This is a genomic window from Actinoplanes sp. CA-142083, from assembly GCF_050942195.1.
Classification (GTDB): Bacteria; Actinomycetota; Actinomycetes; order Mycobacteriales; family Micromonosporaceae; genus Actinoplanes.
Map to the genome: position 1 here is coordinate 6,449,163 of NZ_CP192076.1, position 22,016 is coordinate 6,471,178.

21 protein-coding genes are annotated in these 22,016 nt (G+C 69.9%); 9 read left to right on the forward strand and 12 right to left on the reverse strand.

What is annotated here, in order from left to right; genetic code table 11:
• Positions 1–31: 31 nt before the first annotated feature.
• The 3 genes from ACQPZX_RS29695 to ACQPZX_RS29705 all read right to left on the reverse strand — a co-directional run bounded on the left by ACQPZX_RS29695 (position 32) and on the right by ACQPZX_RS29705 (position 3,442).
• Entirely contained in the window at positions 32–1,753 is a 1,722-nt protein-coding gene (locus ACQPZX_RS29695; protein ID WP_433362075.1) for a DUF2207 family protein, read from the reverse strand.
• Between the two features lie 4 nt (positions 1,754–1,757).
• On the reverse strand, positions 1,758–2,333 hold the full coding sequence (locus tag ACQPZX_RS29700) for a LemA family protein (protein WP_433362078.1): 576 nt from the start codon (positions 2,331–2,333) through the stop codon (positions 1,758–1,760).
• Between the two features lie 92 nt (positions 2,334–2,425).
• The gene (locus ACQPZX_RS29705) at positions 2,426–3,442 is read right to left on the reverse strand and encodes a LacI family DNA-binding transcriptional regulator (RefSeq protein ID WP_433362081.1); all 1,017 of its coding nucleotides are present in this window, start codon (positions 3,440–3,442) and stop codon (positions 2,426–2,428) included.
• 271 nt (positions 3,443–3,713) lie between these two features.
• Between ACQPZX_RS29705 and ACQPZX_RS29710 the strand changes: the two genes are divergently transcribed.
• From ACQPZX_RS29710 to ACQPZX_RS29725, 4 genes are read left to right on the forward strand one after another with little or no spacing between them, the layout of a single operon-like run.
• The gene (locus ACQPZX_RS29710; RefSeq protein WP_433362084.1) at positions 3,714–5,078 is read left to right on the forward strand and encodes an extracellular solute-binding protein; all 1,365 of its coding nucleotides are present in this window, start codon (positions 3,714–3,716) and stop codon (positions 5,076–5,078) included.
• Positions 5,079–5,136: 58 nt separating this feature from the next.
• Positions 5,137–6,078, forward strand: coding sequence for a carbohydrate ABC transporter permease (locus ACQPZX_RS29715; RefSeq protein ID WP_433362087.1), 942 nt, complete (start codon positions 5,137–5,139; stop codon positions 6,076–6,078).
• On the forward strand, positions 6,075–6,923 hold the full coding sequence (locus ACQPZX_RS29720; protein WP_433362090.1) for a carbohydrate ABC transporter permease: 849 nt from the start codon (positions 6,075–6,077) through the stop codon (positions 6,921–6,923). Before ACQPZX_RS29715 ends, ACQPZX_RS29720 begins: the two co-directional genes overlap by 4 nt.
• Before the next feature lie 10 nt (positions 6,924–6,933).
• Positions 6,934–8,445, forward strand: coding sequence for an alpha-N-arabinofuranosidase (locus ACQPZX_RS29725; protein ID WP_433362093.1), 1,512 nt, complete (start codon positions 6,934–6,936; stop codon positions 8,443–8,445).
• A gap of 89 nt (positions 8,446–8,534) precedes the next feature.
• Here the strand turns inward: ACQPZX_RS29725 and ACQPZX_RS29730 are convergent, their stop codons facing one another.
• A complete protein-coding gene (locus ACQPZX_RS29730; protein WP_433362095.1) occupies positions 8,535–8,798 on the reverse strand; it encodes a hypothetical protein in 264 nt (87 codons plus the stop codon).
• A 223-nt stretch (positions 8,799–9,021) separates the two neighbouring features.
• Positions 9,022–10,029 carry a DUF2278 family protein gene (locus tag ACQPZX_RS29735; RefSeq protein ID WP_433362098.1) on the reverse strand — a complete coding sequence of 336 codons (1,008 nt, stop codon included), beginning with the start codon at positions 10,027–10,029 and terminating at the stop codon, positions 9,022–9,024.
• Positions 10,030–10,203: 174 nt separating this feature from the next.
• Between ACQPZX_RS29735 and ACQPZX_RS29740 the strand changes: the two genes are divergently transcribed.
• The gene (locus ACQPZX_RS29740; protein WP_433362101.1) at positions 10,204–11,007 is read left to right on the forward strand and encodes a hypothetical protein; all 804 of its coding nucleotides are present in this window, start codon (positions 10,204–10,206) and stop codon (positions 11,005–11,007) included.
• Between the two features lies 1 nt (position 11,008).
• On the opposite strand, the gene ACQPZX_RS29745 is transcribed toward ACQPZX_RS29740, so the two are convergent.
• The 3 genes from ACQPZX_RS29745 to ACQPZX_RS29755 form a co-directional block, all read right to left on the reverse strand.
• Positions 11,009–12,013 carry an HIRAN domain-containing protein gene (locus tag ACQPZX_RS29745; RefSeq protein ID WP_433362104.1) on the reverse strand — a complete coding sequence of 335 codons (1,005 nt, stop codon included), beginning with the start codon at positions 12,011–12,013 and terminating at the stop codon, positions 11,009–11,011.
• A 136-nt stretch (positions 12,014–12,149) separates the two neighbouring features.
• On the reverse strand, positions 12,150–12,911 hold the full coding sequence (locus ACQPZX_RS29750) for a S1 family peptidase (RefSeq protein WP_433362107.1): 762 nt from the start codon (positions 12,909–12,911) through the stop codon (positions 12,150–12,152).
• Between the two features lie 27 nt (positions 12,912–12,938).
• Positions 12,939–13,520, reverse strand: a complete 582-nt coding sequence (locus tag ACQPZX_RS29755; protein ID WP_433362110.1) for a TetR/AcrR family transcriptional regulator — start codon at positions 13,518–13,520, stop codon at positions 12,939–12,941.
• A gap of 116 nt (positions 13,521–13,636) precedes the next feature.
• Between ACQPZX_RS29755 and ACQPZX_RS29760 the strand changes: the two genes are divergently transcribed.
• The 3 genes from ACQPZX_RS29760 (at position 13,637) to ACQPZX_RS29770 (ending at position 17,580) form a co-directional block, all read left to right on the forward strand.
• Entirely contained in the window at positions 13,637–15,085 is a 1,449-nt protein-coding gene (locus tag ACQPZX_RS29760; RefSeq protein ID WP_433362113.1) for an MFS transporter, read from the forward strand.
• A 96-nt stretch (positions 15,086–15,181) separates the two neighbouring features.
• Complete coding sequence (locus ACQPZX_RS29765; protein WP_433362116.1) at positions 15,182–16,789, forward strand: CotH kinase family protein; 1,608 nt, start codon at positions 15,182–15,184, stop codon at positions 16,787–16,789.
• The gene (locus ACQPZX_RS29770; protein WP_433362119.1) at positions 16,786–17,580 is read left to right on the forward strand and encodes a hypothetical protein; all 795 of its coding nucleotides are present in this window, start codon (positions 16,786–16,788) and stop codon (positions 17,578–17,580) included. The genes ACQPZX_RS29765 and ACQPZX_RS29770 overlap by 4 nt, the downstream gene beginning before the upstream one ends.
• Here ACQPZX_RS29770 and ACQPZX_RS29775 read toward each other — a convergent pair.
• From ACQPZX_RS29775 to ACQPZX_RS29785, 3 genes are all read right to left on the reverse strand, one after another.
• On the reverse strand, positions 17,570–18,466 hold the full coding sequence (locus ACQPZX_RS29775; RefSeq protein ID WP_433362122.1) for a hypothetical protein: 897 nt from the start codon (positions 18,464–18,466) through the stop codon (positions 17,570–17,572). The two genes, ACQPZX_RS29770 and ACQPZX_RS29775, sit on opposite strands and share 11 nt — an antisense overlap.
• Positions 18,463–20,184, reverse strand: coding sequence for a hypothetical protein (locus tag ACQPZX_RS29780; RefSeq protein ID WP_433362125.1), 1,722 nt, complete (start codon positions 20,182–20,184; stop codon positions 18,463–18,465). The genes ACQPZX_RS29775 and ACQPZX_RS29780 overlap by 4 nt, the downstream gene beginning before the upstream one ends.
• A gap of 226 nt (positions 20,185–20,410) precedes the next feature.
• Positions 20,411–21,142 carry a hypothetical protein gene (locus tag ACQPZX_RS29785; RefSeq protein WP_433362128.1) on the reverse strand — a complete coding sequence of 244 codons (732 nt, stop codon included), beginning with the start codon at positions 21,140–21,142 and terminating at the stop codon, positions 20,411–20,413.
• Positions 21,143–21,362: 220 nt separating this feature from the next.
• Between ACQPZX_RS29785 and ACQPZX_RS29790 the strand changes: the two genes are divergently transcribed.
• Positions 21,363–21,632, forward strand: a complete 270-nt coding sequence (locus ACQPZX_RS29790) for a hypothetical protein (RefSeq protein WP_433362130.1) — start codon at positions 21,363–21,365, stop codon at positions 21,630–21,632.
• A gap of 224 nt (positions 21,633–21,856) precedes the next feature.
• On the opposite strand, the gene ACQPZX_RS29795 is transcribed toward ACQPZX_RS29790, so the two are convergent.
• Entirely contained in the window at positions 21,857–22,006 is a 150-nt protein-coding gene (locus ACQPZX_RS29795) for a hypothetical protein (protein WP_433362133.1), read from the reverse strand.
• Between the last annotated feature and the right edge of the window lie 10 nt (positions 22,007–22,016).

Consider the following 22,016-nt stretch of genomic DNA (forward strand, 5'->3'; position numbering starts at 1 on the left):
TCAACTTACATTCCCGGGGATGGATGGATCGTCAGCGCGCCTGGGCCACCAGCCACGGCAGGTGGGCCCGCCCGGCGCGCCCCTCCCCCATCAGAGTGACCACATAGGTCGTCTCACCGTGCCGGAACGCCGCCCGATCACCCGCGACGAACGACCCGTCGGGCATCTGCTGACCGCGCTGGTTGGCCCGCCACGCGACTTTCCCCGGCAGCCCGGAAAGCGACTGCACCAGCACCATCGGCTTCCCGGTGTCGGCGGCGTTGTACTGCAGCCCCAGCGGCAGCGGCGACGAGACCACCGCCCGTCCGACAAGTTGCGCGACAGTTTCGTCGGAGAAGAGCGGCGCAGCGACGGCCGGCATCATCGTCAGCGACAACGAGCCGGTCTCCTCCTCACTGACCGTGTCGATGATCTCCCGCGATCGGCCGTGACCAACGGTGACGATCTTGGTGATGCGGCGGGACCAGGGACGGACCGTGATGGTCACCGTGTCGCCGTCGCGGCCGGCGGCGTCCAGCTCGGCGGGCAGCCCCCAGGCCGTGGTGCGGTCCCCCGACCCGTCGTCGACGGCCAGGTGATACAGCCAGGTGATATACGAGTCGTCGGAGTTGTCCTGCTTCTTGGTCTTCCAGGACTCCCGCCACAGCACCTCGCCGGTGATCTCCCGCGTGAGGGCGAGATCCAGCAGCGCCCGGACCAGCACATAGGCGCCCAGCACGAGCAGCAGGACAGCGGGCGCCGCGAGATAGTCCAGCGACCCCAGGAACCTCAAGATCAAACCACCGGCGATCAGGTACGCGAACGCGCGCACCAGCAGATGCGAAAGTTTCGCGCCGTAGCGGGGCCAGAAACTCGGATACCGCACGCGCACCCGGTGCCACGTCCCGCCGAACGACGACCAGACCAGCCGCTTGTCGCCCATCTCGAGGTCGAGTACCGCGCTCGCGAGCCGGGTGACGCCGACCGCGGCGCCGTAGGCGAGGTACCTGTCCCAGACCGCCACGGCCGACGGCGGCAGCGAGGCGAATTGATCGTGGCCGCGCAGCCAGTCGCGGACGCCCAGCCAGCGCGCCGCCGCGGCCCGGCCGGCGGGAGTGTCCCGTTCGCCGAGCGACCTCGCCCCGAGCGCGCTCAGCGCCACGAAAGTGAAGAAGCCGAACGCGAAGGCCGGCGGCTGATCGTCCTCGGCCTTGCCGAACCCGTAGTGCAGCGCCGCGAACCCGACCGCGACGCCCACCCCGGCGGCGAGCAGCGACAGCAGCGTCGACATGGTCTTGCTGATCCGCCGCCGGGACAGCCCGGCCGCGCGCGCCTCGGCGAACACGGACTGTCGCAGCCGCTTGTTCCAGCTCGTCGACTCGGAGGCGTCACGGAAAGTGAGAGCGGTGATCGGCACGACCCCGTCGACGGCCAGCCCCCGGATTCGTTCGAGCACCTGCGACTCGTACGGGGAAAGATCGCTCGAAGCCGGCGGCGAAGCACTCAGATGGACCGTCGTCTGCATCGGGTCGTCGCCGGGCTGGCGCAGCTCGAAATAGCGGCGCGCCGCCAGGTCGAGCAGCGTCGACTCGGCCGCGTCCTCGGTCAGCGTCCACCGGTTGACCAGCAGGCTGACCAGCGCCGGCGACTCGGCGCCGAGCTCCATCGTGGCGGGCGCGGCCGCGGGTGACGCCGGGCGGGTCAGCAGGCGGCAGAACGCGTACACGAGCACCCAGAAACCGACGGCCGCGGCCGCCACAACCAGGTCGGTCATCGGTTCAGAACTGCACCCGGACGGGACCGCGCTCGTCGCCCGAGGCCTGGTAGAACTCGCGCGACCGGAAGCCGGTGAGCCCCGCGACGATGTTGGTCGGCACCGTCTGGACCGCGTTGTTGTAGGACTGGACCGCGCTGTTGAAGAACTGCCGCGCGTACGCGATCTTGTCTTCGGTCGTGGAAAGCTCCGCCTGCAGGGCGGAGAAATTTTCGTTGGCCTTGAGCTGCGGATAGGCCTCCGCGACCGCGAAGAGCCGGCCGAGGGCCGAGGTCAGCTCGCCCTCCGCCACCGCCCGCGAGGCGGGGCCGGCGCCCTGAGCGGCCGTCATGGCGTTGCCACGCGCGGCGACGACCGCCTCGAGCGTGCCCCGCTCGTGCGCCGCGTAGCCCCGGACGGTCTCGACGAGGTTGGGAATGAGGTCGTAACGGCGCTTGAGCTGGACGTCGATCTGCGCCCAGGAGGCGTTCGCCTGGTTGCGCAGCCGGACGAGCTTGTTGTAGGTGGCCACCAGCACGGCGACCACGACGATGAGCAGGGCGCAGACGATGCCGCCGAAGACAGCGGTGACCGTGGTCATCTCGCTCCACAAGAGACGCGATGGATCTTTTGTCGCCCTCAAGGTAGGGGTTGCGCGCCAGCGGCGGGACCGGCCGAACGGCCGAGTGAAGATCAATGTCCGATAGTGCTCTCCCGCGGGATGAGCTCGTGCGCCACCTTGAGCTCCACGCCCGGCACCGGCGCCGCGCTGCCGATGCGCATGACCAGGCGATCCACCGCCAGTTGCGCGATCGCCTTCTTGTCCGGCGAGATGGTGCTGATCGTGGGCTGGCTGTACCGGCCGTCCTCGATGTCGTCGTAGCCGATGATCGCGACGTCCTCGGGCACCCGCAGCCCGCGGCCGAGAACGGTGTGGATGGCGCCGGAGGCGACCAGGTCGCTGTAGCAGAACACCGCGTCGGGCGGGTCGGCCCGGTCGAGCAGCGCGGCCATCGCGGTGGCGCCGTCGACCCGGTTGAAGCGGGCGGTCCCGATGATCAGCGACTCGTCGACGGCCAGGCCGGCGGTTTCGTGCGCGGCCCGGAAACCTTTCGTGCGCAGTTGTGCGGCCTCGCCCGTGGGGTACGGCTGGTCACCGATCGCGGCGATGCGCCGGCGACCGATCTGGATCAGGTGCGACACCGCCTCGGTCGAGGCCGCCACGTCGTCGATCCCGACATGGTCGAAGCTGCCGTCGGAGCGGCGCTCGCCCAGCACGACCAGAGGGAGGTCGGGATCGCGTACGGAAAGATCCTCCTGAGCCAGGCCCAGCGGGCTGATGATCATGCCGTCGAAGAGGAAGCGGCGTGAGCCGCGGCCGATCAGCTCCCCCTCGTGCTCGCGGTCGCCGTCGGTCTGGTCGATGAGCACGTTGTAGCCGAGCTTGCGCGCGGCCGGGATGATCGCCTGCAGCAGCTCGGCGAAGTACGGCGTGTCCAGATAGGGCACGACCACGACGATCTGGCCGGAGCGTCCGGTGGCGAGGTTGCGCGCGAGCACGTTGGGCCGGTAGCCGAGCTCGGCGATGGCCGCCTCCACCTTGGCGCGCGTGGAGTCGGTGACCTTGGCGTAGCCGTTGACCACGTTGGAGACCGTGCGCGGGGAGACGCCGGCCAGCTCAGCGACATCACGCAGCGTGGTTTCTTTCAACGAGAGCCTCCCCGAATTTTGTTGCCCGCGTCACGAAAGTATTTCCGAGACGTTGCCTCTTGCCAGAGCCGAACGGCCGAGGCATAGTCCTTTGCAGCGCTGCAAACGGAACTTACATCACACATCACCGACGAGTGGTGAGCTCCCCCTCCCCTCGGCATCCACCCCCAGATAGCGCGTCCCCCTCCGAGCTGGACATCACAGCCCGTAATTCGTGCTGCCCGAAATGTCCGAGGAGAGGGACGCGCCGCCTGATCCAGGAGGCCAGGAAATGCGGTTCAAGATAGGACTTTCCGCCACCATCCCCCTCGTCCTGACGCTCGGCCTGGCCGCCTGTGGCGGCGGGGACGACGACGGCGGCAGCGGCGGCACCGCGGCCAAGCCCACCAACTGCACCAACAAGATCGTCCACGAGGACGCCAAGCGGGTCCTGGTCTGGGCCTGGTACCCGAACATGGCCAAGGTCGTCGACAACTTCAACAACCAGAACACCGACGTGCAGGTGTGCTGGACCAACGCCGGGCAGGGCCAGCCCGAGTACGCGAAGTTCCAGACCGCGATCTCGGCCAAGAAGGGCGCGCCCGATGTCATCATGCTCGAGGCCGATCAGCTCGTCGGCTTCGAGATCCAGGACGCGCTGGTCGACCTCGCGCCATTCGGGGCGAACGACGTCAAGAAGAACTTCTCCGAGGGCGCCTGGAAGGACGTCTCCCAGGGCGACAAGGTCTTCGCCGCCCCGGTCGACGGCGGCCCGATGGCGCTGATCTACCGCACCGACGTCTTCGAGAAGTACGGCATCAAGACGCCGCCGAAGACGTGGGACGAGTACGCCGCCGACGCCAAGAAGGTCAAGGACGCCGGCGGCCCGGTCTTCGGCGACTTCGGCAGCAACGTGCCGGCCGTGACCACCGCCCTGATGATCCAGAAGGGCGCGCAGCCGTTCGTCTACGACCTGTCGGACAAGCAGAACATCACGGTCAAGCTCGACGACCAGGCCACCAAGGACGTGCTCGACTACTGGGGCAACCTGTCGAAGCAGGGGCTGGTCGGCAAGGAGGACCAGTTCACGACCGACTACATCGCCGGCATGGTGGGCGGCAAGTACGCCACCTACGTCTCGGCGGCGTGGGCGCCCGGCTACCTGACCGGCGCGGGTGTCGGCGCCGGCAAGGACAAGGGCAAGTTCGCCGTCGCGCCGCTGCCGCAGTGGGACGTGAACAGCCCGATCTCGGTGAACTGGGGCGGTTCGGCTTTCGCAGTCACGTCGCAGGCTTCCGACAAGGCCGCAGCCGCGAAAGTTGCGCTCGGGCTCTACGCGGATGACGCGTCGCTGACCGACGGCTGGAAGACGCAGACGATCTTCCCGCTCAACCAGGGCGTGCTCAAGTCCGACGAGTTCGTCAACGCCAAGGTCGAGTTCTTCAACGGGCAGACCGTGAACAAGGACATCTACGTGCCGGCCGAGAACGCCTACAAGGGCGCCGTCTACAGCCCGTTCACCGTCTACTACTACGCCCAGCTCCAGGCGCAGATCGCAAAGATCAACAACGGGCAGACGACGGGTACGCAGGCCGCGACCGACCTGCACAACCAGATCGTCCAGTACGCCAAGACCCAGGGCTTCACGGTTCACTGATCGGCGAGGCCGGGCGGCGTTCTCGACGAACGCCGCCCGGCTCGAAGGAGTGCACGAAATGGCAGTCGAAACGCCGGTCAGCGCCGGCACTTCCGTGGCCGTCGCGGCTCCGGCAAGAAGATCCGGCCGACGTCACCAGAACAAGGGCTGGCTTTTCATCCTTCCGTTCCTGGTGGTGTTCGCTGCGTTTCTGATCGCGCCGCTGGCGTACGCGGGATATTTGAGTCTTTGGACCAAAGGCCTCGCCACGGGCACGACGTTCGCCGGGTTCGACAATTACACCCGCGCCTTCGAGGACCCGTCGTTCCGCAAGGGGCTGTGGTTCGTGCTGCGGTTCAGCGTCGTGGTGATCCCGCTGCAGATCATCGTGGCGCTCGCCGCGGCGCTGCTGCTCGACGAGATCACCGGACGCATCGCGCGATTCTCGCGCTTGGTGATTTTCCTTCCGTACGCGATTCCGGTCGTCCTCGGCGCGCTGATGTGGGGCTTCCTTTACAGTCCGACGTTCGGCCCGATCGAGCAGATCTCCTCGTTCTTCGACGTGCGGGCGCCGTTCCTGCTCAGCCAGGGCAACGTCTACTACGGCCTGCTCAACGTGGTGACCTGGCAATGGGCCGGCTATTACATGATCATCATCTACGCCGCGCTCAAGGGCATCGACTCGTCGATCTACGAGGCCGCCCGCATCGACGGCGCCTCGGCGCGGCAGATCGCGTTCCGGGTCAAGGTGCCGATGGTCGGCTCGGCGCTCGCGCTGATCCTGGTCTTCTCGCTGATCGGCACGCTGCAGTTCTTCTCCGAGCCGCAGATCCTGCGCCCGATCGCGAACGGCTCGATCACGCCCGACTTCACCCCGAACATCTACGCGTACGAGCTGGCCTTCAACTACGCGCAGTTCAACTACGCGTCGGCGATTTCTTTCGCGCTCGGTTTCGTGGTGTTCGTGGCCGTGGCGATCTTCATGGTCGTCACCCGCAAGCGAGGGAGCCTCTTCACGTGAACAGACCGCGTCATGTCTGGGCGAAGCTGCTCCTGCTGGCCCTGTGCTGCTATTTCCTCATTCCCGCGTGGTGGCTCGTGGTGGCCAGCACGAAGAACGCCGAGGGATTGTTCGCGGGGACCGGCGCGCTGTGGTTCAACGGTTTCCACCTATTCGACAACCTGCACGACCTGTTCACCTTCAACAACGGTGAATATCTGCGCTGGCTCGGCAACTCCGCGCTCTACGCCTTCGCCGGCGGGATCGGCTGCACGGTCATCTCGGTGCTGGCCGGCTACGGTTTCGCGAAATTTTCCTTCCGCGGCCGCAACATCGTCTTCGCGCTGGTGCTGGGCTCGGTGATGGTGCCGCTGACCGCTCTCGTCATCCCGACTTTCGTGATGATGTCGAAAGTGGGCCTGGTCGACACCATCTGGGCCGTGATCCTGCCGTCGCTGCTCAGCCCGTTCGCGGTCTATCTCATGCGGGTGTACGCGGGAGCGTCCGTCCCCGACGAGCTGCTCGACGCGGCCCGCATCGACGGCGCCGGCGAGTTGCGAACCTTCTGGCGGGTGGCGCTGCCGCTCATGCGGCCCGGCGTGGTGACCGTGCTGCTGCTGTCGATCGTCGCCACCTGGAACAACTTCTTCCTGCCGCTGACCATGCTGTCCAGCTCGAAGCTCTACCCGCTGACCGTCGGCATCGGCCTGTGGTCGCAGCTGGCCAGCTCGAACAACGGCGGCGGCCAGTCGCTGTGGAACCTGATCATCATCGGCTCGCTCGTGTCGATCATCCCGCTGATCATCGCCTTCCTGACTCTGCAGAAGTACTGGCAGGGCGGGTTGTCGGTCGGCAGCCTCAAGTAATGGGAGTCCCGTGCTGCACGCAACTTTCCGCCTCGACCCCGCCTTCACGATCGCGCCGGTCTCCCGCCGCACCTTCGGCTCGTTCGTCGAGCACATGGGCCGCTGCGTCTACACCGGCATCTACGAGCCGTCCCACCCGACCGCCGACGCCGACGGTTTCCGGCAGGACGTGCTGGCGCTGACCCGCGAGCTGGGCGTGTCGATGGTGCGCTACCCCGGCGGAAATTTCGTGTCCGGTTATCGCTGGGAGGACGGCGTCGGCCCGGTCGCCGACCGTCCGGTGCGGCGCGATCTCGCCTGGCACAGCCTCGAGACCAACGAGGTTGGCGTCGACGAGTTCATGCGCTGGGCGGAGAAGGCGGACGTCGAGGTCATGTATGCGATGAACCTCGGCACCCGCGGCGTGCAGGAGGCGCTCGACGTGCACGAGTACCTCAATCACCCGTCCGGCACGCGCCTGTCCGACCAACGCCGATCCAACGGGTCCGACAAACCCTACGCGGTCCGGATGTTCTGCCTCGGCAACGAGATGGACGGCCCGTGGCAGACAGGACACAAGACCCCCATCGAGTACGGGCGATTGGCGGTCGAAACTGCTCGGGCCCTGCGGGCTGCCGAACCGGGGCTCGAGCTCATCGCGTGCGGGAGCTCCCACTCGTCGATGCCGACGTTCGCCTCGTGGGAGTCGCAGGTCCTCGAGATCGCGTACGACGAGGTCGACTACATCTCGGCGCACGCCTATTACGAGCCGATCGACGGCGACCTGGAAAGTTTCCTGGCCTCCGCCGTCGACATGGACCACTTCGTGAACAGCGTGGTCGCGACCGCCGACAGCGTCGGAGCGCGGCTGAAGAGCCGCAAGAAACTCCAGATCTCGTTCGACGAATGGAACGTCTGGTACCAGAAACGATTCGAGGCGACCCGGCAGACGTCGGAGTGGCCGATCGCGCCGCGCGTCATCGAGGACCAGTACAACGTGGCCGACGCGGTGGTGGTCGGCAGCCTGCTGATCTCGCTGCTGCGGCACAGCGACCGGGTGACCGCCGCCTGCCAGGCCCAGCTGGTGAACGTGATCGCCCCGATCCGCTCCGAGCCGGGTGGGCCGGCCTGGCGGCAGACGATCTTCCACCCGTTCGCGCTGACGTCCCGGCTGGCCCGCGGCGAGGTCCTCCGGGTCGAGATGCGCGCGCCGCTCCATTCGACGGCCCGCTTCGGCGACGTGCCCACGCTCGACGCCGTCGCCACCCACGACGACACTACCGGCGACGTGACCGTCTTCGTGGTGAACCGCTCGCTCACCGACCCGGCCGACCTCGCGGTCGCGGTGGCCGGCTTCGGCCGCGCCTTCCGCGTGGCGGAGTCCTGGACCCTGGCCGACGACGTCTTGACCGCCACCAACACCGAGCAGCACCCCGACCGGGTCGTCCCCCGCCCGAACGAGACCGCATGGGTCGAGGACGGCGAACTCCACGCCTCCCTGCCCCCGGTCTCCTGGACGGCGATCCGCCTGACCCCAGCCTGACAGCCGGGCCGGCCCGTCTCCCTCGGGCCGGCCCATCCCCGCCCTAGCCGCGGCCCTCACCGCGGCGCCGCTCTCACCACGCCGCCGTCCTACGCCGCGCACGCCGCGCCGCCGCCCTTCCCCGCGCCCCCGCCCTTCGCCGCGCACGCCGCGCCCCCGCCCTTCGCCGCGCCGGCGCCCTTCGCCGCGCCGCCGCCCTTCGCCGCGCCGCCGCCCTTCGCCGCGCACGCCGCGCCGCCGCCCTTCGCCGCGCACGCCGCGCCGCCGCCCTTCGCCGCGCACGCCGCGCCGCCGCCCTTCGCCGCGCACGCCGCGCCGCCGCCCTTGCCGCGCCGCCGCCCACGCTGCCGCACTCGTCGCGCCGCCGGCCACGCCGCAGGGATCTTGATGACTTGGCGCGCGGAGCTGACACCAAGTCATCACGCTGTGCGGCCGGCGGCCGGCGGCCGGCGGCCGGCGGCCGGCAGCGTGAGCGCATCGGCCGATCTTGATGAATTGCTGCGCGGCGCTGACGCCACGTCATCAAGATTCCGGCGCGGCGGGCGGGGCGAGGGCGGAGGACGACGGGCGCGCGGTTCAGAAGGTGATCGTCCAGCCCTCTCGGGTGGACTGGTCGGCCGTGTAGGCGACGCCGTCGACCTTGAGGCCTTGGGCGTCGAGCAGGGTGATGGTGCCGCCGCGGTTGCCGAGCAGCGCCGGAGCCACCTCCACCCGCAGGGTGTCGCCGGCGGGCAGGCGGCCGGTCAGCGGGTGTCTGTTGCCGGCTCGGTCGGCTATCTGCCAGTTCGTCAGGTCGATCTCGGCGGGCGAAGCGTTGAGGAGCGTGACGGTCTCGCGCTCGGGGGCGGGACCGACCGGGTTCGCCAGCGCGCCGATGATGCGCACCAGGTGGTCGGGCTCGCCGGGGCCGGGCGTGGGGCCGGGCCCGGGCACCTCCGGCAGGGTATGGCCGGTCACGTCGTCGGTGTGGAACGACTGGGACTGGAAAGCCAGGAAGATCGCCACCCAGGCGTCGCCGGGAAAATGGAGCAGCAGGCCGCCGTCCTGGAATACGCCGTCGTCGTCGGCGAAACGGCCGCTGTTGCCCTGATTCATATGCACGTCGTGGACGCCGTTGCCGGGCGAGAAATGGAATACCTTGTCCGGAGTGGTCGGTTCCGGGCCCCAGGCCTGGCCGAACACGTACGCCCGCGCCGCGTCGTCGCCGAGCGCGCGCCGCACGTAATGGTCGAGGAAATCGCCGAGGTCGTTCTCGGGGCCGGGCTCGGCCGTCGGGACCGGGCGCATCAGCTGCCGCTGGAACAGGTTTCCCCGGATGTAGTCGAGCGCCGCGCCCGTCCCGTCGCTGCTCAGCTCGGTGAAGCCGTCGGGCAGCTCGCGCACCCGGTCGAGGATCGGGTGCTTGAAGTCGTCGACGGCGACATAAAGGAGTTCCGGCGGCCGCTGCTGCGACCGCACATTGACCGCGGCCCGATAATCGACGCCGGCGGCTCGTAAATGAATTTGATAGTGAGGCGTATCCGAGGTCTCGATCCGGCGGTCCACCACGGCCGCCCGGAGAGCTCCGTACCGTTTGATCGGCATGGCCGAGAGTCAACCACCGATCGCCCGTGGGGGCAGTCAAAAGATCTACATTCCACGCTCGCACAAGTCGTCTGTTCTTAACCGCGCGGGCGCGAAATGTTCCGCGGATGACCTCAGGCTGCGCCGGTGTACCAACCGCACAACCATAAGCCGCGCGACGGCGTACGAAATCTGATGTTTGTCTCGAGCGCGATTGTCGCGGCCCTGCTCATCGCCGCGGCCCTGCCCGTCCTCCGCGGCTGGCTGCCACACCTGGCGTTGCCGGACCACACGGCCCGGACGGCGGTGCAGCCCGCGCTCACCGCGGCGGGCGGCCCGTTCACCGGCACGGTCGCCGACAAGTATCCGGTCGGGCAGGCGGGAATCGTGCTGCCCAAGGCGAAGGCGATCGACACGTTCACCGTGGCCGAGGTCGACGCCGCCCTCAAGCAGGTGCGCCGCGCGCTCATCGCCGGCCGGCTCGAGGAGCGGATGCTGGTCAGGCACGACACCAGCGCGTTCGTCGCGCTGATCTCGCCGGCGCAGCGGCCCGAGGCGAAGCGATGGGCCAAGGAGTCCCGGATGTCGGGCGTGGCTACCTGGATCGACCCGGCGGTGAAGCTCGACCCGAAGTACCCGCCGCGGGTCAGCGGCAAGGTCACCTTCGGCGTCGTGACGTACGAGGGACGGCAGCACCTGCAGGTGACGACGAACTTCGTCTGGGTCTACGCGTTCAAGCAGGGCGAACCGCCGTACGCGGCCGTGCACGACAGCGTGGTCTGGGAGTTCTACAAGGCGAGCGAAGTTTCCGCGAAATATCGCGGGATGCAGGTCATCGACTGGCACTCGTATTTCTTCGCGATGGACTGCGTCGCCTCCGACAAGAACCTGCTGAGCCCGAACCGTCACCCGCGCCGTGGTTTCGACCGGGATCACGAGGACTCAGACGACTACCTGAGTCCCGACCATCCGCTCGAGGTCCGCGACGGCTGCATTTGAATCAGTCCCAGACGAGCTCCCACCACTGCCAGCCGTGCGGGGCGGGCGGCCAGGACGGGTCGGGGTTCCAGCCGGCCGGCGGCGCCCAACCGGGCGGCGGTTGCGGCCAGCCGGGCGGCACGGCGAAGCGCACCCCGGTGGGCGGCGGCGGGATGGGCTGATGAGGCCGGGCCGGCGGGGAGACGGTCACGGCGGCGATCACGGAAGCGACCGCGACCGGCGCGGCCGGGGAGATCGGCGAGGCCGGTCCCAGCCAGCTGTGCGGCAGTTCGTGCGCGCGCAACGCGTACAGTGTCACCTCGGTCTTGATCCTGTTGCCTTTGACCAGGGCGCGTGTGACTGTGGCACGGCCCTGCCCGGCGAGATGCTGGATCGCCGGCAGCAGTTCGCCGCTCATCCGGGGGCTCAGCTTGCCCACCCGCGCACCGTCGAGGCGGACCTCCACCACCACCTTCGAGGTACGGGCGGTCTGCTCCACCACCTCGTGCAGGGTCGCGTGTACCCAGCACTCCCCCTCGGGGCGCAGGAACGGCAGCAGCGCGTCCAAATGGTGTTCTTCGCCGGTCACCTGGATGGCGTGGCCCGGCGGCAGCAGCCGGTGCTCCCCGCCCGGCGGCCGGTTGGCCGGGGCGAGCAGGTGCGGCTCGGCGAGGTCGAGGCGTACCGAGCCGCGAAAGTTTCCGTCCCACGACGCGCCCCAGACCCGGCAGGCCACCTGCGGCGACCAGCCCTGCGTCACCAGCTGGAAGAGCGCCGGCGAGTACCGGGCGGCCTCGTCGCGGGGCAGGTAGCCGACCAGCTGACCGCCGATCCGCACGGCGACCGCGTTCTGGTCGTGCCGGTTGCCGGGCTCCGGAACCAGCTCGGCGACCGCTATCACCTCGCTGCCGTCCACTTTGAAGTCGTTGCCGAGAACGTCACGGATCGCCGCGGCGTAGTGCGACTCGCCGACGATGTCCGCGTGCGGGTACCCGCGCTGGCCCCACAGGTCGAAGGGGATTGCCACGGACAGAAGGTAAATCCTCGGGCGGGCCGCGTATCCCCGCCGGTCGGCCCGGACAATCCGTCGATCGGCTTACCGGCCGGAGAGGCAGACCCGCCGGAGGGGCGGACCGGCCGCGGGGCCGGTCCGCCGAGCCGGATCAGGGACGGATCACCGAGCGGATCCACGGGGCGATGTTCTCGACCCGCGCGGCGTTCTCGGTGGCGGTGTGCGGGCAGCTCGGTCCATTGCTGACCACGGCCACCAGCTCGGGTCTGTGGTGCTTGCGCTCGGCGAAATACGGGCCGCCGGAGTCGTAGGGACAGGGGGTCGTGTCCGCCGCCGGCGCGTAACCGTGCAGGCCGAGGACGGAGTCGCCGACGGTCAGGATCTGCAGCTGACCGGTGCGCAGGTGGGTGACGGGCGCCGGGTTGACGCTGGTGGTGGAGCCGTAGCCGGTCACCCGGAGGATGTCGTCCACCTGCGGCGCCTTGCTCGCCAGGCGGATCGGCGGAACCCGCCACGCGGGCTTGTCGATCTCGGCGAGGGCGACGTCGGCGGTCGGGGACTGCCGGACGGCGATGACCTTGGCCTCGATGCCGTGGCTGGTGTCGGTCAGGTCGGTGCGGCCGATGGTCGCCGTCGTCAGATCGGCCACCGGGTACTCGACGCGGACGTTGTTCGCGTCGCGGAAGCAGTGGCCGGCGGTGATCACCCAGCGCGCCGCGATGAGGGCGCCCGAGCAGGCGCTGTTGCGTTTGCCTCCGTCCGCGGTCGGGATCCCGGTCATCGTGAGCTTGACCGAGAACGTGTAGTGCCCGTCGGGCACGGATTCGCCGTCGGCGATGGCGTTTGCCGGGGTGGCGGCGCTCAGGACGAGCCCGAGCGCGGCGGCCGCGGCGAGAACGAATGATCGCGACATGCGGCCCAAGCTATCGACCGCCGGCAATCACCGCATCCCCGGCGGCGGCAGCAGGGCATCGACGAGGTTGCGCAGATGTGCTTCGAGCTGGGCCTCGGTGGCCGACGCGATCGGCTCCATCCGGATCGAGGAGCGCAGCAGCGAGATGCCGATCGCGGTGGCGAAGACGATCTGCGCGCCGAGCAGCGCGTCGTCGCCGCCGGCCACCGCGGCCAGCCGCTCGGTCGAGGTGCGCAGCACCTCCAGGCGGATCTGGTCGGCACGCTCGTCGCCGGACGAGCGCAGCAGGAGCGCGAGCTGACCGGCGATCGCTCCCGACGACGAGGAGTCGGCGATGTGACTCGCCATCGTCGCCGCGATCTGGTCCCGGCCGATCTCGCCGGTGGTGCGCCGCAGGTCCTCCCCCGCGCCCTTGAGGCACGCCTCGAACAGCCCCTCCTTCGACGCGAAGTAGCGACTGATCAGCGCAACGTTGACCCCGGCGTCGTCGGCAATTTCGCGAACGGTCGTGGCCGCGTACCCGTCCTCGGCGAACCGGCGGCGGGCCGCCTCGAGCAACAACTGTCGGGTTTTCGCCGCGTCGCGGCGGCGGGGCGGTGCGTCGGTCACGCGGGAAAGCGTAACCGGCCGGACACCTCATGTAAACGCGCGTTGACTTATCCGGGGCACGGGTCTACCGTCGCCAAGTCAGCAGACGTTTACTTTCGTGTCCCGGGGGAAATTCAATGGCACAGGCACAAGCGCGTACGGGACGCGTCGTGCTCTTCCTGTCGCTCGGCGGTCTCGCGTTCGCCGTGCTCCAATCGCTCGTCGCGCCGGCCCTGCCGGTGATCGGGCACGACCTCGGCGCGTCGACCGAGGACATCAGCTGGGTGCTCACCGCTTACCTGCTCGCCGCCTCGGTGCTCACGCCGATCCTCGGCCGGCTCGGCGACATGGTCGGCAAGCGGCGGGTCATGCTCGCCGTGTTGGTGATCCTCGCCGCCGGCACGCTGCTCGCCGCCCTCGCGCCCAGCCTGCCGGTGCTGATCGCGGCCCGCGCGCTGCAGGGCGCGGCCGGCGCGATCCTGCCGCTGTCGATCGGCATCGTCCGCGACGAGCTGCCCCGCGAGCGGGTCGGCGTCGTGGTCGGCCTCCTCTCGGCGATCTTCGGCATCGGCGCGGGCCTCGGCATCGTGGCCGCCGGCCCGATCGTCGACCACCTCTCCTGGCACTGGCTGTTCTGGCTGCCGCTGGTGCTGATCGGCATCGCGCTCGCGGGCGTGGCCTTCGGCGTGCCCGAGTCGCCGGTGCGCGCGCCCGGCAAGCTGGACGTGCTCGGCGCCGGCATTCTCTCGGTTTCGCTGGTCGGCCTGCTGCTGGCCATCAGCAAGGGCCGCGAGTGGGGCTGGGCCGACGGCAAGACCGTGACACTGCTGATCGTCGGCGCGATCGCGCTGGTGGTCTTCGTGCTGGTGGAGCTCCGGGTCAAGGAACCGCTGATCAACATGCGGCTGATGGCGCTGCGCGGCGTCTGGACGACCAACGTCGTCGGCCTCACGTTCGGCTTCGCGATGTTCGGAACGTTCCTGCTGATTCCCACTCTTCTCGAACTGCCCACCATCACCGGGTACGGCTTCGGCAAGAGTGTTTCGGAAGCGGGCCTGTTCCTGCTGCCCACCACGCTGATGATGCTCGTGTTCGGGCCGCTTTCCGGGCTGCTCGAGCGCAAGTACGGCCCGAAACTGCCGCTGTTCCTCGGCTCGGTCGCGGTGGTCGCCGCGTTCGCGCTGCCCGCGATCGTCCACGACCACGTGTGGCACCTGCTCGTCTCCGGCTTCCTCACCGGCGCCGGCATCGGCCTCGTCTTCGCGGCCATGTCCAACGCCATCATCGAGACCGTGCCGGCCACCCACACCGGCGAGGCGACCGGCGTCAACGCGATCGTCCGCACGGTCGGCGGCAGCATCGGCAGCGCGGTGGTCGCGGCGATCGTCGCCTCGGACACCACCCCGCAGGGCATCCCGACCGATCAGGCGTTCACGACCGGGTTCTGGGCCTGCTCGGCCGTGGCGGTGATCGCCGTGATCGCGTCGCTCGCCCTGCCGGCGGCCCGCAAGCGGCACGACCAGGCGGTCGAGGAGGGCGTCGACGACCTGCCGCCGGAGCCGGTCGAGCTGCACCTGCACCGGTAGGACGCGGCCCCGGCCGGGCCGCGCTTACGGGTGACACGCAGGCAGATCTCCGACTCAGCCCTTCTCCGCCGAGCGCCGCGGGCGCCTCATCGGTGGATGGACGAGAAGCAGTTCCGGAAGATGCTCGAGAACCGGGCGATCGTGGTGGCCGACGTGCCGGCCGGGATCGCCCGGGACCTCGCGGCCAAGGCGAACCGCCCGGCCGGGCCCGGCGACGCCACCCTGCGGACCAAGGCGGAGTTCGGGGCGCTCTTCGACGCCATCCAGGGCCCCGACGCGGAACGGCTGGCCGGCACGTACGCGAAAGTCTCCATCGGGAAGAAGGAACTCTTCGCGCAACCGATGTACCAGGTCGCGATCACCGACTGGCCCGCCGCCGAGATGAAGCCGGAGGAGCCGGTGGTGGCGACCGGCGACGCGCGGATCGGCGTGTGGCGCACGGATCCGGCCGACCAGCGAAAGTTGCCTTCGCCGGACGCGTCCGGAGTGCTCTTCACCACCACGACATTTTCGCTCGTGAACAGCGGCAACAAGACGAAATACGCGCCGAAGCGCTCCTGGAAGGTCGACGTCGAGCCCGGCGATGACGACGACAAGCTCGTCGGCATGCCGCGGCTGAACCTCAAGTCGATGTACAACGACCCGTCGCAGATGCGCGAGGCGATCGCGTGGCCGCTGCTGCGCCGCATCGGCGTCCCGGCCGCCCGGCACACCTACGCCCGGGTCGCGATCAACGGCGGCTACCAGGGTCTGTACTCGCTGATCGAACAGATCGACAAGGGTTTCCTGCGCGACAACTTCGGCGACAACTTTCGCGGAAACCTGTACAAGGCCTACTGCGGCGACGTCGGCTGCGCGACCCTCGAGCACCGCGTCGGCCGCGACGGCGACGACAGCGGAAAGCAGTACTTCACCCGGCACGACCACCCGGATCTGACATACCGGCTCAAGACCAACGAGGACGATCAGACCATCAACGGGTACGACGACCTCGCGCACCTCATCCGGGTCATCAACGGCGACCCGCTGAACAGCGACGCCGTCGAGGAGATTCTCGACGTGAAGGCCTTCCTGCGCTGGGCGAGCCTGAACCTGCTCCTCGGCAGCTGGGACAACTATTTCGCGACCCCGGCGAACTACTACCTCTACAACTCGGGCGACTACGACCGGCCGTTCTTCACGTTCATCCCGTGGGACTACGACAACTGCCTGGGCATCGACTACTTCGGTACGGCGTGGCAGTACACCGACCTGCTCGACTGGGCCGCCAATACGAAGGCGTACCACCAGGGCAAGGGCTTGTCCCGGATCCCGCTCGTGCAGAACCTGCTCGCGAACCACGACTTCGCCCAGTACTACCTGGACCACCTCGACTTCCTGCTCGAAACGGACTTCACTCCGCAGGCGCTCTCCGACCGGATGGTCGCGCTGTGGCCGCGCGTCGTCCCGTCGGCCTACTTCGAGGCGGACCTCCCGAACTCGGCGCCGTTCACCGGGCGGCAGTTCAGCAACGACGAGGTCTACCGGGCCGGGCACGAGCAGCAGGAACTGCGCCACGACAAGCAGTTCGTGCTCGGCGTCTACCACTACGCACGGATGCGTTGCGACAGCGCCCGCGAGCAACTTTCCGCGCTGCGAACGCGATATCCGGCCGGAGCGAGCGGGGCACATTTCCCCGCCGTACCCGGAAACTTGCCGAAGTGATCCGCGAGGCCCGGCTTCGTGATCTGTTGCCGGCCGGCTCGCCGAGCCGGCTGGAAGCCAGCGGCGTGATCGCCGCCGACGGCCGCTACCTGGTCGTCTGCGACAACCTGCGGGCGGTCGCCGTGATCGACGCCGACCTGAACCGGATGGCGGCCAACGCGCTGCACACGACCGGGCCCGGCCCGGGAAACGGCTACGAGGACATCGCCCGCGACCCGGTCACCGGCCACCTGTTCCTGCTGATCGAGTCGGCCGAGCGGGACGGCGGCCACCAGGCACGCGTCGAGGAGTACGACGAAAGTTTCCAGCTCGTCGCGGCGGGCTGGCTCGAATACCCCCTCCCCCGCCCCAACAAGGGCGTCGAGGGTCTCGAGTTCGTCCGCCGCGACGACGGGGTGTACCTGCTCGGCCTGCACGAGACCGGCGGCCTGCTGGTGTTCCGGCCCGGCCGGCGCAACTGGCGCCACGTCGCCACCGTCGACCTGCCGGCCGGGCTGCCGCTCGCCGATTTCGCCGGCCTCTCCCTGGCCGGCAACCGCCTCGCCCTCCTCTCCCAGGAATCGGCCGCGGTGTGGGCCGGCGAGCTCGCCCCGGACAAGTGGGCCGCCACCGGCCCGGGGCGCGTGCGCCGCTTCCCTCGCGGCTACTGCACGGTCGAGGGCGTGTGCTGGCTCGGGCCGGAGAGCATGGTCGTGGTCTCCGACCGGGCCAAGCGCGACTCCCAGCCCGCCCGTTGCCGCGAGAAGGAGGAGTCGCTGCACGTCCTCGACCTTGACGACCTCACCGGTTGACGCCCCGGCCCAGGAAGGGCACCAGCATCGCCATCACCTCGGCGGCGTGCCGGGCCGCCAGACCGTGATGGTCGTCGTCCTTGGACTCGTCCGCGGTGTCGGAGATGCCGCGGATGGTCAGCCACCCGCGGGTCCGGTTGTCGTGCCCGACACTTTCGTGGAAGGACTGCGCGACCCCGGCCGCCTCCGTCTCGACGGCGAGAACCTTCTCGTTGACCCGGCACAGCCACTGCCGGATCTCCGCGTCCGGGTCGGTCACCACCGCGTTGCCCGAGCCGATCGGGCCGTGGTGCAGGCCGTACGACTCGCCCGACGTGCGGTGCTGCACCACCGGCGTCGCCGCGAAGAAGTCGTTGACCCGGTGCCGCAGCTCGGCCGCGACCGGCTGGGACTGGCCGCGGTGCGCGACGCCACCCGGTTCGAGCCGCCGCGGGTCGTACATGATCACCTCGTCGGAGATGACGACGTCGCCGATGCCGACCCGCGGGCTGACCCCGCCGGCGATGCCGACCAGCAGGACGGCCGCCGGGTCGTACTCGTCGACCAGCCCCCGGTAGGCGAGCGCCGCGGCCTCCGTGCCCGGATGCAGGATCTGCACGGCGGCGACCCGGACCCGGCCGCCGGGACCGGGCAGCCACGCCTCCCGCGCAAGAGGGCCGTGCCGCAGCGGGCGCTCGTGGTAGTCGTACATCTGCTTGAAGGCCGCCGTGACGGCCCGGATCTCGGCCGGCAGCACGGTGAGCACGCCGACCTCGGCGCCGGACGACGACGGCCGCGGGCGTTCCCCGCCCGGCCAGGTCATGCTGCCGGCGACCGGGCCGTGGAAGGTGTTGCCGCCGCCGATGCTGCCGACGTCGCCGCCGATGTTGTTGTGGTAGATGGTCATGGCCTGCCCCCGCCGCCCATGGAGCCGGCGACCTGCTGGTTGAAGGTGTTGTTGTCGCCGATGCTGCCGACGTTGCCGTTGACGTTGTTGAGGTGGTTGACGTTGAGGACCGACGCGGCCCGGGCGCGGTACTCGGTGGTGTCGATGCCGCGCTCGTCGAGGAAGTCGAGGACCGAGGCGATCACGCGGCGCTCGATGAGTTTCTGGTATTTCTCGAAATCGAGCGCCTGCACCAGGTTGCGCATGCCCTCCTCACGGCAGGCCAGCTCGCGGACGCCGATGACCGCGCCGTAGTCGTAGCCGCGGGTCAGCCCGGCCGGGCCGACCTGGCCGGCGGTCGACGAGCGGCTCACGTCGACCAGGCCGCGGAACAGCGAGAGCGGCGACTTCCAGACCGTCTGCGGCGCGTCGACGATGCCGTGGCGGATCGCGCGCAGCCAGGCGCCCGAGCCGGTGTTCTCGACGGTGTCGACAACGCGGTAGTCGTCGTTGCACGGCGGCAGCACGGTGGTCGTCATCTCGATGTAGAGCGAGCGGCCCTGCACGGCGATGTGCACGTAGACCGTGGTGATCAGCTCGCCGCCCCAGGAGAAGATCTGGCAGGTGAGGTAGTGCCGGGCCGGCGTGGTCGGGTAGCGGATCACCGCGGCCATCACCTGCGGTTCGGTGTACGGCACGAGGTGGCTGACCTCGGTGCCGGCCAGGAACACCCGGTCCTCGACGGTCAGGCCGGGGATCCGCTCCTCGGCCTCGGCGCCGTGGACCGGGATGAGCGTGGCGAGATGCTCGCGGACGTAGTCGATGACCTCCTCCGCGTCGAACGGCGCCTCCTCGAACTCCCGCTGCCGCTCGCTGGGCAGGGCGGTGACGGCGTGCCGGGCCTCGCCGTTGAGCAGTCGCTCGGCCGGGCCGGCCGCCGGGCGCACGAGACGTTGCGCGAAACTCCACGTGTCTTCCTGGAAACCGGAGCCGACGAATGGCCGGTATCCGCTGTAGGCGACGGTGTTGCCGCGCTGCTGCCGGGCGATCTCGTCGAGCCGCGGCGTGCGGGTGGGCGGCGCGACCTGCCGGCCGGGGGTGAGCTTGCCGAGCTCCCCTTGCCGCCACAGCGCGAAAGAAACCTGGAAACCGACGAAGACCGCGGCCAAGGCGAGGCTCCCGAAGATCGCGACCCCGGTGGTGGCGACGGCCCCCGAGCTGCCGCCCTCGAGGAACGAGGTGGCGAGCGCGCCCACGAAAAGCCCCGAGAAAGCGAACGAGCAGAAGATCACCAGCGCCCAGCCGAGCAGGAGGAACGCCGCCCGGGGCACCAGCTTGCCGCCGGCCGCGTCCGGGGTCTTCATCCGCTGGTAGGTGTCGCGGACGAGACGGTAGGTGCTGACGAAAACCTGGAGGTAGACGAGCAGCACCAGGCCGCCGACGAAGGCGGTCCCGGCGAAGCAGAAGGCGCCGAGGAAGGCGACGACGATCGCGGCGTCGCGGACGACGGCGGCGTTGCGGGCCCGCAGGCAGTGCCCGAGGACGGGCACGAGATCGAATCCGTACGACGGGGCGACCATGCGCCGGGGCTGGTGGTAGACCTGGCGCAGGCTGAGGTTGCGGAACTCGTCGTCGAGATAGGCGCCGGCGCACATGTGCCGGGTCGCGGTGGTCGGGTCCTCGGGGTACGGCGGCGCCGCGGGCCGGGCGGCGCCGGCGCGCTGGCTGGGCACTGTCATGTCGCTCCTCGCGGGGTCAAACGGGATCGCAGGGTCGAGCGGGGTCGCGGGTGTCGGGGCCCCGGGTCTCGGGGGGCCACGGGGGTCGAGCGGGGTCGCAGGTGTCGGGGGCCAGGGGGGGGTCGAGCGGGGTCGCAGGTGTCGGGGGCCGCGGGGGTCGAGCGGGCGTCCGGCGGGGTCGCGGGGTCAGGCCGGGGGTCGCGGGGTCAGGCCGGGGGTCGCAGGGTCAGGCCGGGGGTCGCAGGCGGCGGACGGCGCACTGGTTGGCCAGGGCGTCGCCGGTGAGCTCGGGAAAGCGCCGGGCGCACCAGGCGCGCACGGCCGCCTCGGAGCCGAAGGCGCGCAGCGCGAAAGTGACGTATAGCGGCTTTCCGTGGTAGAGCTGCCGCTTGCCGTAGTCGGTGCTCTTGAGCAGCACGACCGTGGCGTCGCCGTTGCGCGGGTCGTCGCGCAACCTTTCGTGTTCGGCCAGGATGTCGGTGGCCTGGAAGACGTGCGAGCCGCTCGCCGTGGTCTCGTGCGGGTCGCTGATGCCGGGATTCTTGGAGGCGAGCTGAGCGACGAGCTGGCCGCCGAGGCTCACCCGGGTGAGGCCCTGCCGGCTGAGGCTGTCGAGCTCGCCGAGCGCCGCCTGCTGGGAGCCGGCGGTGGCCTCGGTGGCCGGGGCGGCGGTCGTGGGCCCGAAGGTCGTCGGCCCCAAGGTCGTGGGCTCCACCGTGGTCGGCTCCACGGGTGTCGGCTCCACCGCTGTCGGCTCCACGGGTGTGGGCTCCACCGCTGTCGGCTCCACGGGCGTGAGCTCGGCGGTGCCGGGCTGGTCGACGGTGTCCGCGGGGTCCGGCTCGGCCGCTGTCGTCGTCGGCACCTGCTTGTCGGCGCCGAGCTGCCGCATCGCCAGAAAACCGCCGCCTCCGACCAGGACCACAAAGACAGCGCCGGCCACCAGGATCAGCGGCAACCGGCTGCGCGCCGCCGTTGGCTCGGAAGGCGGAGCCGAAAGCCACGGCGGCGTGCTCCCGCCGTCCGCGGGCGGCGGCGCCATGAGCGGCGCCGAAAGATTCGCGGCGGCCGGCGATTGCGGCGCCGAACGGTTCGCGGCGGCCGGCGATTGCGGCGCTGCGAACGGTGCCGGGATGTTCGCGGCAGCCGGCGATTGCGGCGCTGCGAACGATGACGGAATGTTCGCGGCGGCCGGCGATTGCGGCGGCGACCCGGCCGACATGGCCCACGTGGGCGCTTCCGCGTCGCGCGGCCCCGACACGATCCACGGCGGAGTGCTCGGATCGACCGGCGGTGGAGGCGGCGCCACGGGCGGCGCGGCCGACATGTTCCAGGTCGGCGCCTCTCCGTTGCGCGGCCCCGACACGATCCACGGCGGAGTGTGCGGGTCGGCCGGCGGCTGCGGTGGTGGCATGGCCGGCGCGGCCGAAACTGTCGGCGCCTCGTAGTCGGGCGCCGCGACTATCCATGGTGGAGGGTTGTTCTCCGGCCGCCAGGGCCCGGACGGGGGCTGGTGATCGGTCATCTCATCTCGATTCCCGCAGGTCTCGCAACGTTTCCGGCTGGAACGTAACGACGAAGCCTTCCGGTTTCCTGCCGCGCGGTCGGCAGAGCGCCGGCGACCCGGAACCGGGCCGCCGGCGCATCGGGAGGCAGCGACTTCACATCGCTGTCAGACGCAGCGCTGCAACAGGTTGTCCCAGCTCGTGCTGCCGGGGCAGGTGATCGCCTCGGCGTGGCCGGGAGCCGCGGAGGGCGCCACCAAGGCGACGGCAATCGCGGCGATGAGCGTGACCAGGAAGTGACGGTGACGTGCGCGCATGACCATTCCT

Excerpts from the sequence above, each read along its gene's own strand:
- ACQPZX_RS29695 (WP_433362075.1), bottom strand. The coding sequence starts at position 1,753 with ATGACCGACCTGGTTGTGGCGGCCGCGGCCGTCGGTTTCTGGGTGCTC.
- ACQPZX_RS29700 (WP_433362078.1), bottom strand. The coding sequence starts at position 2,333 with ATGACCACGGTCACCGCTGTCTTCGGCGGCATCGTCTGCGCCCTGCTC.
- ACQPZX_RS29710 (WP_433362084.1), top strand. The coding sequence starts at position 3,714 with ATGCGGTTCAAGATAGGACTTTCCGCCACCATCCCCCTCGTCCTGACG.
- ACQPZX_RS29715 (WP_433362087.1), top strand. The coding sequence starts at position 5,137 with ATGGCAGTCGAAACGCCGGTCAGCGCCGGCACTTCCGTGGCCGTCGCG.
- ACQPZX_RS29735 (WP_433362098.1), bottom strand. The coding sequence starts at position 10,029 with ATGCCGATCAAACGGTACGGAGCTCTCCGGGCGGCCGTGGTGGACCGC.
- ACQPZX_RS29740 (WP_433362101.1), top strand. The coding sequence starts at position 10,204 with ATGTTTGTCTCGAGCGCGATTGTCGCGGCCCTGCTCATCGCCGCGGCC.
- ACQPZX_RS29750 (WP_433362107.1), bottom strand. The coding sequence starts at position 12,911 with ATGTCGCGATCATTCGTTCTCGCCGCGGCCGCCGCGCTCGGGCTCGTC.
- ACQPZX_RS29760 (WP_433362113.1), top strand. The coding sequence starts at position 13,637 with ATGGCACAGGCACAAGCGCGTACGGGACGCGTCGTGCTCTTCCTGTCG.
- ACQPZX_RS29765 (WP_433362116.1), top strand. The coding sequence starts at position 15,182 with ATGGACGAGAAGCAGTTCCGGAAGATGCTCGAGAACCGGGCGATCGTG.
- ACQPZX_RS29775 (WP_433362122.1), bottom strand. The coding sequence starts at position 18,466 with ATGACCATCTACCACAACAACATCGGCGGCGACGTCGGCAGCATCGGC.
- ACQPZX_RS29780 (WP_433362125.1), bottom strand. The coding sequence starts at position 20,184 with ATGACAGTGCCCAGCCAGCGCGCCGGCGCCGCCCGGCCCGCGGCGCCG.
- ACQPZX_RS29790 (WP_433362130.1), top strand. The coding sequence starts at position 21,363 with ATGTTCGCGGCGGCCGGCGATTGCGGCGGCGACCCGGCCGACATGGCC.
- ACQPZX_RS29795 (WP_433362133.1), bottom strand. The coding sequence starts at position 22,006 with ATGCGCGCACGTCACCGTCACTTCCTGGTCACGCTCATCGCCGCGATT.